This window comes from uncultured Stenotrophomonas sp. (genome assembly GCF_963519925.1).
Classification (GTDB): domain Bacteria; phylum Pseudomonadota; class Gammaproteobacteria; order Xanthomonadales; family Xanthomonadaceae; genus Stenotrophomonas; species Stenotrophomonas maltophilia_AE.
In genome coordinates this window covers 1-15,031 of sequence record NZ_CAUQPH010000028.1, presented here as the reverse complement: position 1 = coordinate 15,031, position 15,031 = coordinate 1, and the positions used below count along the sequence as shown (strand labels likewise).

Sequence of the window (15,031 nt, the reverse complement as noted above, 5' to 3'; positions counted from 1 at the left end):
GCAAGCAAACCGCTGTACCGGTGAGCAGACAGTGAGGGTGCCCTGCGACAACCGGTCGCAGGCTCAGGCCGCCAGTTTGGAGCGTTTGGGCAGCTGCGCCTTCAGGAAAGCCATCTGGTCGGCCAGGATATTGCGGTTGGACAGGATCATGTGTTCGATCCAGCTGGGCCGGTACGGCACCGCCAGCAGCGGCATGCCGGCCTGCTGCGGGGTGCGGTCGCTCTTGCGCGAGTTGCAGTGGAAGCACGCGCTGACCACGTTTTCCCAGACATCCAAGCCGCCCTTGGACAGCGGCATGACGTGGTCCCGGGTCAGCTGCGGGCGATGGAACTGTTGGCCGCAGTACAGGCACAGGTGCGCGTCGCGGGCGAACAGGGCCTGGTTGGACAGGTTCGGGGTGGGGTCGAGGGCGCGGGAGCGGGCGTGGCCGCGCGCGGCGATGATCGGGTGCAGGTCGATCCCGCTCTGCAGGCCGCTGAGCCGGTTGGTGCCGCCATGGATGTGCAGGCACGGGTCGCCCAGGGTCCAGGCGACGGCGCCGCGCGAGTAGAGGCAGGCCGCATCCTGCCAGTTGATCCAGTCCAGTACGCGCCCGTGGGCGTCCAGAGACAGCAGTCGGACGCTGCCTGGCCGATGCAGCATGGCGATCGGCGATGCTTCGGCGACCGGGGCGGACGAGGCTCCGGTATCGATCAGACCTAGGCGTGTAGTGTCTGTCTCCATCGGGAAAACAGCTTATACCGGATTCGTTGCAATTTGGGTATGGGCGCAGGCAACCCCGGAAACCGGTAGCGCCGCCCGTTGGGCGGCCTTCATGGACGTTGGACATCCACGTTGGCCGGCCAACGGCCGGCGCTACAGGTGTGCGTGCTGCGGGATTATTCCCCGAACCGCGCGTCTTCCATGGCCATCAGCGAGTCCGCGCCGGCCTGGATGGCGGCGGCGTGGCTGAGCGTGCGCGGCAGCATGCGCGCGAAGTAGAAGCGGGCGGTTTCGCGCTTGGCCTGCTTGAACGCCTCGCTCTGCGTGGACGCGTCGGCGGCGGCAACGCTGCGCGCCCACCAGTAAGCCAGCACCACGTAGCCGGAATAAAACAGGTAATCGAAGCTGGCCGCGCCCAGTTCGTCCGGGTTGGCGGCGGCGCGCTGCAGGGTGGCCAGGGTCAGCTCGCCCCATTCCTGCGCCTTGGCGCGCAGCGGAGCGATGAATTCGGCCAGCGATTCGTTGCCTTCATTGGCCTTGGCGAAGGCCTCGAGCTCGGCCAGCATCAGCTTCAGCCCCGCACCCTGGCTGGCGGCGGTCTTGCGACCGATCAGGTCCAGCGCCTGGATGCCGGTGGTGCCCTCATACAGCGTGGTGATGCGGGCATCGCGGGCCAGCTGTTCCATGCCGTGTTCGTGGATGTAGCCGTGGCCACCGAAGCACTGCAGCGCGTTGTAGGTGTTTTCGATGCCCCATTCGGTCTGGCAGGCCTTGGAGATCGGGGTGAGGAAGCTCACCAGGGTCTCGGCGCGCTCGCGCTCGGCGGCGTCTTCGGCATGGTGGGCGACGTCGATCAGGGTGGCCGCGTGCAGCGCCAGCAGGCGGCTGCCTTCCACCAGCGACTTGATCGAGAGCAGCATGCGGCGCACGTCCGGGTGGACCAGGATCGGGTCGGCCGGCTTGTCCGGGTTCTTCGGGCCGCTCAGCGAACGCGACTGCAGGCGTTCGCGCGCGTACTTCAGTGCGTTCTGATACGCGCGCTCGCTCAGGCCGATGCCCTGCAGGCCCACGCCCAGGCGCGCGGTGTTCATCATGGTAAACATCGCCTGCAGGCCCTTGTGCGGTTGGCCCACCAGGTAACCTTCGGCGCCATCGAAGTTCATCACGCAGGTGACCGAGCCCTTGATGCCCATCTTGTGTTCGATCGAACCACAGCGCAGTGCGTTGCGCTCGCCGACGGCGCCTTCGCGGTCGACCTTGAACTTGGGGGTGACGAACAGCGAAATGCCCTTGGCGCCGGCCGGGGCGTCGGGCAGCTTGGCCAGCACCAGGTGCACGATGTTGTCGGTGAGGTCATGCTCGCCGGCGGTGATGAAGATCTTGGTGCCGGTGATGGCAAAGCTGCCGTCGGCATTCGGTTCTGCCTTGGTCTTGAGCAGGCCCAGATCGGTGCCGCAATGCGGTTCGGTCAGGCACATGGTGCCGGTCCAGCGGCCTTCGATCAGCGGCTTCAGGAAGGCGTCCTGCTGCCAGGCTTCGCCGTGCTGCTTCAGCGCTTCGATGGCGCCGTGCGAGAGCAGCGGGAAGTTGCCCCAGGCCAGGTTGGCGGCGTTGATCATTTCATTGAGCGGCACGCCCAGGGTGTGCGGCAGGCCCTGGCCACCGAGCTCCGGTGTCGCGGTCAGGCCGGTCCAGCCACCTTCGACGAACTGCGTGTAGGCCTGCCTGAAACCGGGCGGGGTGGTCACTTCGCCGCTGGCCTGGTCGAGCACGCAGCCGATTTCATCGCCCACGCTGTTGAGCGGCGCCAGCACGCTGGTGCTGAAGCGGCCGGCTTCTTCCAGAACCGCATCGACGACGTCGGCAGTGGCGTCGGCGAAGCCCAGGCGGGCGAACAGCGGCTCCACCTTCAACACGTCGTGCAGGGCGAAGCGGATATCGGTCAGCGGTGCGGTGTAGCTGCTCATCGTGCGGTCTCGATCAGATGCGGGGAATCAAGCTGAAGACGGGGTGGCCGGGCGTCAGCGCAGCACGCCGGGCAGGCCGGGGGCCTGGTTGAGGGTGCTGCGGTTTTCGATCTCGAAGCTGCGCTGCTTCTTGTCCTGCGGGGTGGCGGCCACGCTGCCCTTGAGCGAATAGTCCAGGGTGCGGTTGCCGGCCAGTGCGTCGGCAACCACGATGCGCGCGGCCGAGGACGGCTGCAGCTCGACGTTGATCACGTCGGCGGACACGCCACCGATGGAGATGGCCGGGCGCGCACTCACCTTGCCCGCGTCCTGACCGCCGACCTGCATCTGCAGGTCCACGCTGTCGAAGGTCATGGGCATGGAGCTGAAGTTCTGCAGGCGCAGGGCCAGGGTCCAGTTGCCGCTTGCGCCCACGGTCAGCTGCTGCACGCTGGCGGCCGGCGGCGAAACCCGCTTCACGCTGGTGCTGCAGGCCGCCAGGCCAACGGCGGTGCCGGCCAGCAGGGCCACGGTCAGGGCGGTACGGAGGCGTCGGAACATGAGCGCAAAATCCTCGTGCGGGTGCTGCGTGGGTGGAAGCATACTACGGCGTATGGAGGTTGTGGTGCGTGCGCCCTTGGGGTCAATCCAGCGGAGCCATGACCTTCAGGGGCGCAAGGTCGTAGCCCATCGCTTCGGCCCGGCCCTTCAGGCTGCCGAACAGCGCCTTGTCCATCGTCGGCGAGCGCGACAGTATCCACAGGTACTTGCGGTCCGGATCGCCCACCACCGCCCACTGGTAATCGGGGTCCAATGCGATCACCCAGTAGTCGGCCCAGACCAGCGGCACCCAGGCCAGCCAGTCGGGCACGAAGCGCACCTGCAGCTGCCCCGGTTCGCCCTGCACCGGGCGCGCCACGCCCTCGGCAGCGATGCGGCTGCCGTCTTCCACCCGGCAGGCGTTGTAGACGCTGATCCGGCCATCGGCGCGCATCGCGTAGGTGGCGGTGATGTCGCCCACGCACTTCTTCTGGAACGATACCGGCAGGTGCGCGATCTCATGCCACTGACCTGCATACCGCCCCATGTCCAGGGCCGGCACGGAACGCACCGGCTCCGCGGCGTGGACGGCGAGGCTGGCCAGCAGCAGGCCGGTGGCAAGCAGTGCAGGGCGAAGGCGCATGGTGGGTCTCCCGGTAGGACGCCCGAGAGTAGAGTGCAGACCCGATGCGGGTGTAAAGGTTTCGTCAGCCGTCCGCGCGCACGGCGCGTCCATCGACACGTTCAGTGCAAGCGGGTGGCGGTAGTCGCGTTCGCTGTTGAGGTAGACGCGCTGTTTGCTGACGTCGGTGTTGCTGACGGTGAACACGAACGTGCCGCTGATGACGAATGCGGAAAAAAAAAGACCTGCATTTCTGCAGGTCTCTGAAATCATGGTGGCCGAGGACGGAATCGAACCGCCGACACGGGGATTTTCAATCCCCTGCTCTACCAACTGAGCTACTCGGCCACTTCATCGCTGCGTTGCCGCTGGCGAGGACGCGAATAATACGGAGGTCTGCAGGGTTCGGCAAGCATTTCGACAAAAAAAATTCACATTCGTTGCTGCGGCATGGCGAGCAGCAGTGCAATGCCGATGGCCATGAAGATCGCCGCGAGCAGCAGCGACGCCTGGTAGCTGCCGCTGCTGCGCGCCAGGATGCCGGCCAGTGCCGGTGCCAGGATCTGTGCCACGCCGTAGCTGAGGGTGAGGGTGGCCATGGCTTTGGCCGGGTTGTGCGGGTAGTGGCGACCGACCACGGTGAGGGTGAGGCTGACGATGCCGGCGAAGGTCAGGCCGAACAGCAGTGCACTGCCAAGCCCGGCGGCCAGGCCGTCGTCCAGCAGCGGCAGCACGAAGGAAATGGCCTGCAGCGCGAAGGCCACGACCAGCGCGCGGATCAGCCCGAGCCGGGCGGCGATGCGGTCCCAGGCGAAGGTCGACGGCACTGCGGCCAGCCCGACCAGCACCCAGACCGCGCTGCCGTGGCCGCGGAAGGCGGCGGTCTGCTCCAGGATGGCGACGATGAACGTGGCGCTGACCACGAAGCCGACGCCGGCGCAGAAATAGGCCGCGATCAGCAACTGGCGCCAGCGGCGGCTGGGCGGCGGCGGCGCCTGCACCGCATGGCCGGCGGAGATCACGGCCGGCCGGGGCATCCAGGCCCAGGCCGGGACCAGGAACAGCACGCCCAGCAGGCCCAGCCAGATCCACTGCTCGCTGGAGTCGGCATGCCCGGCCAGCAGCCCGGTGGCTGCGCCGGATACCACGATGCCCAGCCCCAACCCGGCGAAGTGCAGGCCCAGCCGTGGGCGGTGCTGGTGGGCCAGCAGCCAGTTCAGTACCAGCCCGGACGCCAGCAGCAGTCCCGCGGTGCTGGACATGCCCGCCACCAGCCGCAGCACGCTCCACACCCACGGCTGGGTGGTGACGCCCATCAGCGCGGTGGCCGCCACCGCCAACACCAGCCCGATCCGGTAGAAGCGGAATTTCTGCTGCATGTCGCCCACCCGTGCAGCCAGCAGGGTGCCGAGCAGGTAGCCGAGGTAATTGAAGGTGGCCAGCCAGCCCCCCTGCGCGGCGCTGAGCCCGGCGTCCTCGCGCATCAGCGGCAGCAGCGGGGTGTAGGCGAAGCGCGCCAGGCCGACGGTCAACACCAGCGCGCAGATGCCCGCAGCGATGACCTGCCAGGGGTGCAGGGCGGTACCGTGAGGGGAGGGAGCGGGGAAGGCAGGCATGGTCATATCCGTGTGCGATGGGCCATGGTCCGCCGCAGCCCGGGCGGCTGTCTTTCGATAGAATGACCCATCATGTCGACCAGCCGCCAAACCCGCGCTGCCGCCGCTGCGAGCCCATGGCGTGAGGTGGCGGTGCCTTTGCTGCAGTCATTGCCCTGGCCGGTGATGGCGCGCACCCAGCAGCTGGCTGCCGGCGAACGCTTTCCGCCGCACGTGCACGCATGGAACCAGGTGGTGTTCGCTACCGAGGGCGTGCTGCAGGTGACCGCGCGCAATGCCCGCCATGTCATCACGCCACAACAGGCGCTGTGGGTGCCGACCGGCATGCTGCACCACACCGGTGCGCTGAGCGCGGCGGCGTTCCGCAACCTGTACGTGGCCGACGATCCCGCGCTGCACATGCCCGATCACTGCGCGGTGCTGGATGTATCGCCGCTGCTGCGCGAGCTGATCGTGGAACTGGGCCAGGTGCGGCCGGAGGACGATCAACCTTATTACCTGCACCTGTGCGCGCTGGTCACCGCGCAGCTGCAGCGCCAGCGCCAGCATCGGCGACACCTGCCGTGGCCGCAGGATGCAAGACTGCAGCGCTGGTGCCAGGCCCTGCACGACCAACCCGGCGATGCACGCAGCGTGGAGGCGTGGTCGCGGCTGTTGGGGGCATCATCGCGCACGCTGGCGCGCCACTTCGAACGCGACACCGGGATGAGCCTGCGCGACTGGCGCACGCGGCTGCGCCTGCTGCGCGCGATCGAGTGGCTGGCGCAGGGACGCTCGCCGACCACCATCGCCCACGAGCTGGGGTATGCCTCGGCGTCGGCATTCAATTACATGTTCCGCATGGAGATGGGGATGAGTCCGCTGCAGTGGCGGCGCTCGCGGCAGACAGGGTGAAAGTGGCCGCAAAGGTGCCGGCGTCAGGCCAGTCCGGTCAACACGGCGACCAGGCTGTCCACGTCGCGCGGGCCGTCATAGCGCGTGCCATTGATGAACAGACAGGGCGTGCCGTTGACGCCGCTGCGCACGCCGCCCATGAAGTCGCTCTCGATCCGTGCGTCGAAGGCGCCGTTGTCGGCGGCTTCCATCAGCGCGGCATTCACACCCAGCGCCTGGGCATAGCCCGCGATGTCGCGGTCGGTGAGCGCGTCCTGGTGCTGGTAGAGCAGGTCATGCGCTTCCCAGAACTGCCCGATCTCGGTGGCGGCTTCGGCGAAGCGTGCGGCGGCGAGCGCGTGCGGATGGCTGTCGGTGATGGGGAAGTTGCGGAACACGAAACGCAACTGCTTGCCCATCGCCTGCTGCACGGCCTTGAGCACGGGGTAGGCCTCGCCACAGTACGGGCACTGGTAGTCGCCATACTCGACCAGGGTGACCGGCGCGCCCTGCGGGCCCTGGCTGTGGTCCAGCGCGCTGACCGGAACGGTAAGACCTTTCATGACGAGGCTCCTGCAGGAGAGGGCGCGTTGGCGGTGAGCCGTGCCAGCGCTTCAAGGATGCCGTCGGCACCGGGATTGACGCCCAACGGGGAGATGTAGCTCCAGCGCACGATGCCGTCGGCATCCAGCACGAACAACGCGCGTTCGCAGACCCCATCCTGTTCGCGGTAGGCGCCGTAACGCCGCGCTACCTCGCCCTTGGGCTCGAAGTCCGCCAGCAGCGGGAAATGCAGGTGACGCTGTTCGGCGAAGGCGGCGTGGCACCAGACCCCGTCCACCGAGATGCCGACCAGCTGCGCGCCGCTGCGGTGGAACTCGGGCAGCAGCTGGTTGTACAGCCCCAGCTGGTCGCCGCACACCGGGCTCCAGTCGGCGGGGTAGAACGCAAGGATCACCGGGCGGCCGCGCAGCTCGTCCAGGCCCAGGCGCTGGTCGGGGGTAGCGGGAAGCTGGAAGGCCGGTGCGGGACTACCCACCGCAAGGGCGTGCTGCGGGGCAGGACTCATGGCGACCTCCGGGTGCTTTCGAACAGGAACCAGCTGCGGCGCTCGGCCTGGTCGATCCAGTTCTCGATCAGGCTGGTGGTGGCGACGTCGTTGTAGCCGCTGCACACCTCGTGGGTGGCGCGCAGGAAGCTGACCAGGCGGCGGTTGTCGTCGGCGAGTTCGGCCAGCATGTCCTGCGCGGTGACGTAGTCGGCATCGTTGTCGAGCAGGCGCTGGATGCGGTGGATCTGGCCGATCGAGCGCAGCGTGTTGCCCCCCACCTTGCGTGCGCGTTCGGCGATGTCGTCGGTGATGGCGAAGATCTCCTCGCCCTGTTCGTCCAGCATCAGGTGGTAATCGCGGAAGTGCGGACCGGACAGGTGCCAGTGGAAATTCTTGGTCTTCAGGTACAGCGCGAACACATCGGCGAGCAGCACGGTAAGGGCGCCGGCGATGTCCTTGACCGCCTGCTGGCCCAGGTCGGACGGGGTATGCAGCGCGACGCTCTGGCGAGAATGCGGGGAAAGCTCGTTCATGGCGGGTCTCATGGGCGGGGTTGGGCGACGGATCCAGACTAGGCGGGGGCGCGCAGCGGGGGTATCGCGCGATCGTTTTCCCGGCTCATACGTTGGTTTGGGGCCGGTCCGGGCGCATCCCTCTTTTGAGGGATCAACCGCCCGCATGGGCGGGGGATACTGTGCCCCTCCCACCGATGGTCATTGCGCGATGCCTGCCGGCCCGACCGTGTCCACTCGCCACGCCCTGTACCGCGCCGCGGCCGCGCTGCTGACGCTGTGCATCTTCCTGGTCGATGTCCTCACCACGCTGGAAGGTGCAGTGGCGGTGCTGTACGTGGTGGCGGTGCTGCTGGCCGCGCGCACCGGGCGGCGGGCGGACCTGGTCGTTACCGCGGTGGCGGGGATCGTGCTGACGGTGGTGGCCTACGTGGACTCGCACGGCTTGAACCACGTCGGTTCGCAGACCTTCCGCGCGCTGGTCAGCCTGGCGGCGATCGGCATCACCGCGCTGCTGGCGCTGCAGCATCAACACGCCATGCAGCGCCTGCGCGGCCAGGCGACGCTGCTTGACCTGTCGCACGACATGATCTTCGTGCGCGACCGCAGCGGCGTGATCACCTTCTGGAACCGCACTGCGGTGCAGATGTACGGCTGGTCGGCGGACGAAGCGATCGGCCAGGTGGCCGACACGCTGCTTTCCACGCGGTATCCCCAGGCGCGGGAGGAGGTGGAAGCGGCGCTGCTCGGGCTGGGCAGCTGGGAAGGCGTACTTGAACAACGCACCCGTGCGGGGGAGTGGCGCGTGCTGGACAGCCGTTGGGTCATCCAGCGCGATGGAAAGGGAAGGGCGGTCGGCGTCATGGAGACCCACACCGATGCCACCGAGCGTCGGCGCGCGGAAGACGCCGCGCGGCGTGCGCAGGCCGAACTGGCCCATGCCACGCGGGTGGCGACACTGGGCGAGCTGGCGGCCACGCTGGCGCACGAAGTCAACCAGCCGTTGATGGCGGTGGTGACCAATGGCGAGGCGGGCCTGCGCTGGCTGCACCGCGACAGCCCCGACCTGCAGGAAGTGGATGCGGCGATCAACCGCAGCGTGGGCGAGGCGCGCCGGGCCAGCGAGATCGTCAAGCGCGTCCGCGCGTTCCTGGCCAAGCGCAGCACGCCCCGACAGCGACTGGATACGTTGACCCTTATCGACGACGCCGTTCGCCTGGTGCAGCACGAATTCAGCCGCGAATCGGTACAGCTGCGCATCGCCGTGGTCGGCCGACTGCCGCCGTTGATGGGCGACGGAGTGCAGCTGCAGCAGGTGCTGGTCAACCTGCTGGTCAACGCCTGCCAGGCCATGGCCGGGCAGGAGGCTGCACGTGAAGTGCAGATCGATGCCCGGGCAGGCGAGCCGGGTGAAGTGACGATCAGCATCACCGACAGCGGTCCGGGCATTCCGCCGGATCATCTGGACACCTTGTTCAAACCGTTCTTCACCACCAAGCCGCAGGGCATGGGCATGGGGCTGGCGATCTGCCGCTCCACCGCCGAGGCGCATGGCGGCAGGCTGTCGGTGGACAATGTTCCCGGTCGTGGTGCCAGGTTCCAGCTGGTGCTGGCCACCACAGCAGAAGGCGCACCGTCATGACAACCGCCCTACCGCCGCGCGGTGCTGCCGCGCCTGCCAGACCCCTGGTCGTCGTGGTCGATGATGATCCGGCGGTGCGCGACGCGCTGGACAGCCTGCTGCGTTCGGTCGGCCTGCAGACGCGGATACTGGGTTCGGCGGCCGAGCTGCTGCAGGCAGACCTGCCGGCGGTACCCGGCTGCATCGTGCTCGATGTGCGCCTGCCCGGGGTCAGCGGATTGGACCTGCAGGGCCAGCTGGCCGCGCACGGCATCCAGCTGCCCATCGTGTTCATGACCGGACACGGCGACATCCCGATGACGGTGCGGGCCATGAAGGCCGGCGCGGTCGACTTCCTGTCCAAGCCGTTCCGTGACCAGGACATGCTGGACGCGGTCAGCGCGGCGATCGAGCGCGACACGCGGCGTCGCCAGCACAGCGCCGCCCGCGATTCACTGGACGCACGGTACGCCACCCTGACGCCGCGCGAGCGCGAGGTGATGGCGCTGGTGGTGGCCGGGCTGATGAACAAGCAGGTGGCCGGCGAGCTGAATCTGAGCGAGATCACCGTGAAGATCCATCGCGGCAACGTGATGCGCAAGATGGGAGTCCGTGCGCTGGCCGACCTTGTGCGCCAGGCCGAGGCACTTGGGGTCGGCCAGCCGGCGGCCTGAGCACGCCCGCGCGAACGGGACCGCACAAACCTGTGTATGGTTCACGCGCGCGGGCGCATCGGGCATAAAGGGGCATGAAACCGAATTACCGCATTGCCATCGTTGACGACGATGACGGCGTGCGCCAGTCCCTGTCGAGCCTGGTGCGGGCGCTTGGATACGAGGTGCGCACCTACGCCTGCGCGGCCGATTTCCTGGCCGATGCGGGCGACCCGCCGGACTGCCTGCTCACCGACGTCCAGATGCCGCAGATGGACGGCGACCAGCTGCAGGCCGAGCTGCTGGCGCGCGGCTGCCGCTTCCCGATGATCTTCATGACCGCGTTCCCGACCGACGTCCTGCGCGCCCGCGTGATGGCACGTGGTGCGCGTGCGTTCCTGGTCAAGCCAGTGGACGGCGAAACCATGTCGCGCTGCCTGGCCCAGGCGCTGGGCGACCATACCTCGGTATGACCCGGCGACCCAAGCGTACGATGTCGCCCTTCCGCGTCGCCGCCTAGTCTGTTCCTGCAGTCCCCACCCACTCCAGGAGCAGCACCGATGAGCACCCTCACCACCGCCGACGGCGTCGAGATTTTCTACAAGGACTGGGGCCCCAAGGAGGCCCAGCCGATCGTGTTCCACCACGGCTGGCCGCTTTCCAGCGACGACTGGGACGCGCAGCTGCTGTTCTTCCTGGCCAAGGGCTACCGCGTGGTGGCGCACGACCGCCGCGGCCATGGCCGTTCGGCGCAGGTAGGGGAAGGCCACGACATGGACCACTACGTGGCCGACGCGGCGGCCGTGGCCGACCACCTGAAGCTGGAGAACGCCGTGCACATCGGCCACTCCACCGGCGGCGGGGAAGTGGCGCGTTACGTGGCAAAGGCCGCGCCCGGCCGCGTGGCCAAGGCGGTGCTGATCAGTGCCGTGCCGCCGATCATGCTGCAGACTCCTGCCAACCCGGGGGGCCTGCCGTTGTCGGTGTTCGACGGCTTCCGCGCGCAGCTGGCGCAGAACCGCGCGCAGTTCTACCTGGACCTGGCGAGCGGCCCGTTCTATGGCTTCAACCGCAGCGGCGCGGCGGTGTCCGAAGGCACCATCCGCAACTGGTGGCGGCAGGGGATGGACGGCAGCGCGCAGGCGCACTACGAGGGCATCAAGGCCTTCTCGGAGACCGACTTCACCGACGACCTGAAGGCGATCAGCGTGCCAACCCTCGTGCTGCACGGCGATGACGACCAGATCGTGCCGATCGCCGATGCCAGCCTGTTGACCATCAAGCTGCTCAGGCAGGGCACGCTGAAGGTGTTCCCGGGCTACCCGCACGGGATGTGCACCACGCATGCCGATGCAATCAACGCGGAACTGCTGGCGTTCATCCAGGCCTGACCGGCCCCGCTGACCCGTGCATCACGCGCCCGGCGCTACGGTGTGGCCATGCCCAGACAGGGCTGGCCACGACGAGCACGCAGCATGAACAACGACAAGCAGCCCGGCAAACAGCAGGGCGTCAACGAAGCCCAGCAGGACCGCAGGCAGGACGAGGTCGCCAAGACCCGCCCCGGCCAGACCGATGAGAAGGTCCGGCAGGATGAAAGCCGCCGGCCCCCGATCAAGGACAGCAATCCCGGCTGACCGGCCGACCGGATCTTAGGGGCGTGCCATGCGTGCCCGGACGCAGTCCACGAGGCGCTGGCAGCGTGAACCGTAGAGCCACGCCCTGCGTGGCTACGCGGCAACAATCACAGCAGCAAAAGAAAAAGCCACCCGGAAGGGTGGCTTTTTTTTGCTGCCGTCTGCACGACGGCGGCAGGAATGTGGTGGAGCCAAGGAGGATCGAACTCCTGACCTCGTCATTGCGAACGACGCGCTCTCCCAGCTGAGCTATGGCCCCAGGTGTACTGCTACGCGGCGTGGGTGCCGCGAACACGCAGTGTAGCGCCGCGTTCACGCGCTGCCAAGAGTGGCCGCTGCGGATGGATCACACGCCGGCGGGGGCATGCAATGGCGGCAGGTCAACGCCCATCTTGAGGATTTTTCGTCCATTCCTGAACGGATGTCCGGGTTCGTGAAGGGGCATCCGGACGGAAATGTTTACAGATCAATCACTTGGGAAAAACGAAAGGCAAGAGGATTCTGTCTTTTTTTACGTAAAGAGGACCACTTCGGTGCCGATAAGAAGTGTGACGTATCTCTCAATCCAAACCCTCCCCTCCGAGTACCAACGATGACGACCCGTGCCGCCACCGTTTTCTCTACTTCCATCGGCGCGCGCCTCGCGCTGCTGATGGGCCTGATCACCACCCTCGCGTTCGTCGTACTGGCGGTGCTGATCTACCGCCAGGCTGCCAGCAGCTACCAGCAGCGCGTTGAAGCGGGTCTACAGAACTCCACCGAGCTGATGCGCGATTCGGTGGAACTGTACGACCGCAGCCTGAGCGACAGCACCGAGCGCATGGCCGGGATGTTCCGCGCGATGCTGCCGGCCGGCGAGGTCAGCGTGGACCCGGCCGCGCAGGTCGCGGTGGGCGAGCGCCAGACCCCTACACTGCGGCTGGGCAAGGAGGTGCTCAACCTGCAGGAAGCGGCGGTGGATCGTTTCGCCGACGCCACCGGCGGTGGCGTGGCCACGGTGTTCGTGCGCGATGGCGACGACTTCGTGCGCGTGTCTACCTCGGTACGCAATGCCGAAGGCGCGCGTGCCATGGGCACCGTGCTCGACCACGCCAGCCCGGCCTATCCGAAGATCATGGCCGGTGAAGGCTTCACCGGTCCGGTGAAGCTGTTCGGGGTGGACTACATGACCCATTACATGCCGATCAAGGACGCTGCGGGCGAAGTGGCCGGCATCGCCTTCGTCGGCCAGAACTACACCGAGGGCCTGGCCGCACTGAAAGCGCGCCTGCGCGAATCCACCCTGGGCAAGGAAGGACGCTTCCTGGCGGTCAATACGCGCGCCGGCGATGCGTTCGGCACGGTGATGGCCGCGACCGACGGCGAGGGCGAGCTGCTGTCCGCACGCGTCGACCCGGCCGACCAGGCAACGCTGGAGGCGCTGCTGAGCGGCAAGGCCAGCACGGCCACGCTGCACCTGCGTGGCGCCGAAGGTGATCCGGCGCAACCCTATTTCGTCAGCGCACAGGCCTATGGGCCGTGGCAGTGGACGGTGCTCGGGCTGGAGCCCAGCTCGGTGCTGCAGGCGGTACTGCACAAGTTGATGCTGCAGATCGCAGTGGTGTCCGGCCTGGGCCTGCTGGCCGTGATCGTGGCGCTGATCGTGGTGGTGCGACGTCTGCTCAGCGTGCCGCTGGCCGAGGCCGGGCAGGTCGCGCGCGACGTCGCCGCTGGTCGCCTGGACAAGCCGATCACCGTGCGCAGCGCCGATGAAGTGGGTCGACTGATGGGCGCGCTGCAGCAGATGCAGGCCAAGCTGCGCGAGATCATCGCGGCGCAGAACGAAATGAGCCAGCGCCATGCCGAAGGCACGATCAGCCACCGGATCGACGCCAGTCGCTTCGAGGGCGAGTTCGGCACCATGGTGACCGGCACCAATGAGCTGGTCGCCGCGCACATAGGGGTCAAGATGCGCATGGTGGACCTGGTCCAACGCTACGCCTATGGCGACCTGTCGCAGCCGATGGAACAGCTGCCGGGCGAAAAGGCCCGCATCACCGAAGCGGTCAACGGCGTGCGCGACCGCCTGCAGGCGATCAACGGCGAGATCAAGCACCTGGTGGCTGCAGCTGCCGCCGGCGACTTCAGCGTGCGCGGCAACGCCGAGGCCTACCAGCACGACTTCCGGGTCATGGTCGACGGCCTCAACACACTGATGGTCACCGCCGACCGCAATCTCGGCGCCTTGTCGGGCCTGCTGCGCGACCTGGCCCAGGGCGACCTGCGTGGCCGCATCGACGGGCAGTTCCAGGGTGTTTTCGCGACCATGCGTGACGACGCCAACGCCACCGTGGCGCAGCTGACCGCCATTGTCGGTGGCATCCAGCAGGCGGCCGTATCGGTGGCCACGGCGTCGGCGGAAATCGCCGCCGGCAACGACGACCTGTCGCGGCGCACCGAGCAGCAGGCCGCCAGCCTGGAAGAATCGGCGGCATCGCTGGAAGAACTCACCGCCGCCGTGAAGCAGAACGCGGACCATGCCCGCCGTGCCGACCGCCTGGCCGCAGAAGCGTCCGACGTGGCGGTGCAGGGCGGCAACGCCGTGGCCCAGGTGGTGGACACCATGAGCGGCATCGAAGCCTCGTCGCGGCGTATCGCCGACATCACCACGGTGATCGACGGCATCGCCTTCCAGACCAACATCCTGGCCCTCAACGCCGCGGTGGAAGCAGCGCGTGCTGGCGAGGAAGGCCGTGGCTTCGCAGTGGTCGCCTCGGAAGTGCGCGCGCTGGCGCAGCGTTCGGCGAGTGCGGCCAAGGAAATCAAGACGCTGATCGAGGCGTCGGTGGCGCAGGTGGCCGACGGCAGCGAACTGGCCCAGCAGGCAGGGCAGACCCTGCAGCGGGTGGTGGCATCGGTGGGTGAGCTGGGCGGGCTGATCGAAGAGATCGCCAGTGCCAGCCAGGAACAGGCGGCAGGGATCGAGCAGGTCAACCAGGGCATTGTTCAGATGGACGGTGTGACCCAGCAGAACGCTGCCCTCGTCGAGGAGGCTTCGGCCGCTGCGCGTGCATTGAACGCGCAGTCGGCCGAGCTGCAGCAATCGGTCGGGCAGTTCCGCCTGGCCGACGCGCAGCCCGCGCGCATGGAGCGCGTCGCGGCCTGATCGGTGCGGTGGGGGGGGGGGGGGGGCCCCCCCGCCCCCCCCCCCCCCCCCATGTAGGGGTTGAAACCCCCAGAAACAAACGCGACAAAACAAGGCGGAACCCAAAAACGTTG

General features: G+C 67.7%; 15 protein-coding genes and 2 tRNA genes. 7 read left to right on the top strand and 10 right to left on the bottom strand.

The features are described from left to right. Positions 1-63 precede the first annotated feature (63 nt). The 6 genes from RWO33_RS07675 to RWO33_RS07650 all read right to left on the bottom strand — a co-directional run bounded on the left by RWO33_RS07675 (position 64) and on the right by RWO33_RS07650 (position 5,426). Entirely contained in the window at positions 64-723 is a 660-nt protein-coding gene (locus tag RWO33_RS07675; protein WP_145480002.1) for an HNH endonuclease, read from the bottom strand. A gap of 155 nt (positions 724-878) precedes the next feature. After that, positions 879-2,669, bottom strand: coding sequence for an acyl-CoA dehydrogenase C-terminal domain-containing protein (locus RWO33_RS07670; protein ID WP_314103831.1), 1,791 nt, complete (start codon positions 2,667-2,669; stop codon positions 879-881). 54 nt (positions 2,670-2,723) lie between these two features. After that, on the bottom strand, positions 2,724-3,209 hold the full coding sequence (locus tag RWO33_RS07665) for an LEA type 2 family protein (RefSeq protein ID WP_145480006.1): 486 nt from the start codon (positions 3,207-3,209) through the stop codon (positions 2,724-2,726). Positions 3,210-3,291: 82 nt separating this feature from the next. Continuing rightward, a complete protein-coding gene (locus RWO33_RS07660; RefSeq protein WP_186308922.1) occupies positions 3,292-3,831 on the bottom strand; it encodes a lipocalin family protein in 540 nt (179 codons plus the stop codon). A gap of 251 nt (positions 3,832-4,082) precedes the next feature. Further along, a tRNA-Phe gene (locus tag RWO33_RS07655) sits at positions 4,083-4,158 on the bottom strand. Between the two features lie 83 nt (positions 4,159-4,241). Beyond that, positions 4,242-5,426 (bottom strand): YbfB/YjiJ family MFS transporter, encoded by a 1,185-nt coding sequence (locus RWO33_RS07650; protein WP_314103825.1) that lies wholly within the window; start codon positions 5,424-5,426, stop codon positions 4,242-4,244. A gap of 72 nt (positions 5,427-5,498) precedes the next feature. On the opposite strand from RWO33_RS07650, the gene RWO33_RS07645 reads away from it, so the two are divergent. After that, on the top strand, positions 5,499-6,320 hold the full coding sequence (locus RWO33_RS07645) for a helix-turn-helix transcriptional regulator (RefSeq protein ID WP_314103823.1): 822 nt from the start codon (positions 5,499-5,501) through the stop codon (positions 6,318-6,320). A gap of 23 nt (positions 6,321-6,343) precedes the next feature. On the opposite strand, the gene RWO33_RS07640 is transcribed toward RWO33_RS07645, so the two are convergent. Genes RWO33_RS07640 through RWO33_RS07630 form a run of 3 tightly spaced genes read right to left on the bottom strand, consistent with a single transcriptional unit; the run spans position 6,344 to position 7,883 of the window. Beyond that, positions 6,344-6,862 (bottom strand): DsbA family protein, encoded by a 519-nt coding sequence (locus RWO33_RS07640; protein ID WP_314103820.1) that lies wholly within the window; start codon positions 6,860-6,862, stop codon positions 6,344-6,346. Then, a complete protein-coding gene (locus tag RWO33_RS07635; RefSeq protein ID WP_314103817.1) occupies positions 6,859-7,368 on the bottom strand; it encodes a redoxin domain-containing protein in 510 nt (169 codons plus the stop codon). The genes RWO33_RS07640 and RWO33_RS07635 overlap by 4 nt, the downstream gene beginning before the upstream one ends. Beyond that, the gene (locus RWO33_RS07630) at positions 7,365-7,883 is read right to left on the bottom strand and encodes a DNA starvation/stationary phase protection protein (RefSeq protein WP_314103815.1); all 519 of its coding nucleotides are present in this window, start codon (positions 7,881-7,883) and stop codon (positions 7,365-7,367) included. The genes RWO33_RS07635 and RWO33_RS07630 overlap by 4 nt, the downstream gene beginning before the upstream one ends. A 208-nt stretch (positions 7,884-8,091) precedes the next feature. On the opposite strand from RWO33_RS07630, the gene RWO33_RS07625 reads away from it, so the two are divergent. From RWO33_RS07625 to RWO33_RS07605, 5 genes are all read left to right on the top strand, one after another. Further along, complete coding sequence (locus RWO33_RS07625) at positions 8,092-9,504, top strand: ATP-binding protein (RefSeq protein ID WP_314103813.1); 1,413 nt, start codon at positions 8,092-8,094, stop codon at positions 9,502-9,504. Next, positions 9,501-10,157, top strand: a complete 657-nt coding sequence (locus RWO33_RS07620; protein ID WP_314103810.1) for a response regulator — start codon at positions 9,501-9,503, stop codon at positions 10,155-10,157. The genes RWO33_RS07625 and RWO33_RS07620 overlap by 4 nt, the downstream gene beginning before the upstream one ends. Before the next feature lie 74 nt (positions 10,158-10,231). Continuing rightward, positions 10,232-10,609, top strand: a complete 378-nt coding sequence (locus tag RWO33_RS07615) for a response regulator (RefSeq protein ID WP_314103808.1) — start codon at positions 10,232-10,234, stop codon at positions 10,607-10,609. 87 nt (positions 10,610-10,696) lie between these two features. Further along, positions 10,697-11,527, top strand: a complete 831-nt coding sequence (locus RWO33_RS07610; RefSeq protein ID WP_314103806.1) for an alpha/beta hydrolase — start codon at positions 10,697-10,699, stop codon at positions 11,525-11,527. A gap of 84 nt (positions 11,528-11,611) precedes the next feature. Beyond that, entirely contained in the window at positions 11,612-11,773 is a 162-nt protein-coding gene (locus RWO33_RS07605) for a hypothetical protein (protein WP_186308923.1), read from the top strand. 183 nt (positions 11,774-11,956) lie between these two features. Here RWO33_RS07605 and RWO33_RS07600 read toward each other — a convergent pair. Then, a tRNA-Ala gene (locus RWO33_RS07600) sits at positions 11,957-12,032 on the bottom strand. Between the two features lie 333 nt (positions 12,033-12,365). On the opposite strand from RWO33_RS07600, the gene RWO33_RS07595 reads away from it, so the two are divergent. Further along, entirely contained in the window at positions 12,366-14,918 is a 2,553-nt protein-coding gene (locus RWO33_RS07595) for a Cache 3/Cache 2 fusion domain-containing protein (RefSeq protein WP_314103803.1), read from the top strand. Positions 14,919-15,031: the final 113 nt, after the last annotated feature.

Bases quoted from the DNA above. Each gene is read 5' to 3' on its own strand.
- RWO33_RS07675 (WP_145480002.1), bottom strand. From the start codon at position 723: ATGGAGACAGACACTACACGCCTAGGTCTGATCGATACCGGAGCCTCG.
- RWO33_RS07670 (WP_314103831.1), bottom strand. From the start codon at position 2,669: ATGAGCAGCTACACCGCACCGCTGACCGATATCCGCTTCGCCCTGCAC.
- RWO33_RS07665 (WP_145480006.1), bottom strand. From the start codon at position 3,209: ATGTTCCGACGCCTCCGTACCGCCCTGACCGTGGCCCTGCTGGCCGGC.
- RWO33_RS07660 (WP_186308922.1), bottom strand. From the start codon at position 3,831: ATGCGCCTTCGCCCTGCACTGCTTGCCACCGGCCTGCTGCTGGCCAGC.
- RWO33_RS07650 (WP_314103825.1), bottom strand. From the start codon at position 5,426: ATGCCTGCCTTCCCCGCTCCCTCCCCTCACGGTACCGCCCTGCACCCC.
- RWO33_RS07645 (WP_314103823.1), top strand. From the start codon at position 5,499: ATGTCGACCAGCCGCCAAACCCGCGCTGCCGCCGCTGCGAGCCCATGG.
- RWO33_RS07640 (WP_314103820.1), bottom strand. From the start codon at position 6,862: ATGAAAGGTCTTACCGTTCCGGTCAGCGCGCTGGACCACAGCCAGGGC.
- RWO33_RS07635 (WP_314103817.1), bottom strand. From the start codon at position 7,368: ATGAGTCCTGCCCCGCAGCACGCCCTTGCGGTGGGTAGTCCCGCACCG.
- RWO33_RS07630 (WP_314103815.1), bottom strand. From the start codon at position 7,883: ATGAACGAGCTTTCCCCGCATTCTCGCCAGAGCGTCGCGCTGCATACC.
- RWO33_RS07620 (WP_314103810.1), top strand. From the start codon at position 9,501: ATGACAACCGCCCTACCGCCGCGCGGTGCTGCCGCGCCTGCCAGACCC.
- RWO33_RS07615 (WP_314103808.1), top strand. From the start codon at position 10,232: ATGAAACCGAATTACCGCATTGCCATCGTTGACGACGATGACGGCGTG.
- RWO33_RS07610 (WP_314103806.1), top strand. From the start codon at position 10,697: ATGAGCACCCTCACCACCGCCGACGGCGTCGAGATTTTCTACAAGGAC.
- RWO33_RS07605 (WP_186308923.1), top strand. From the start codon at position 11,612: ATGAACAACGACAAGCAGCCCGGCAAACAGCAGGGCGTCAACGAAGCC.
- RWO33_RS07595 (WP_314103803.1), top strand. From the start codon at position 12,366: ATGACGACCCGTGCCGCCACCGTTTTCTCTACTTCCATCGGCGCGCGC.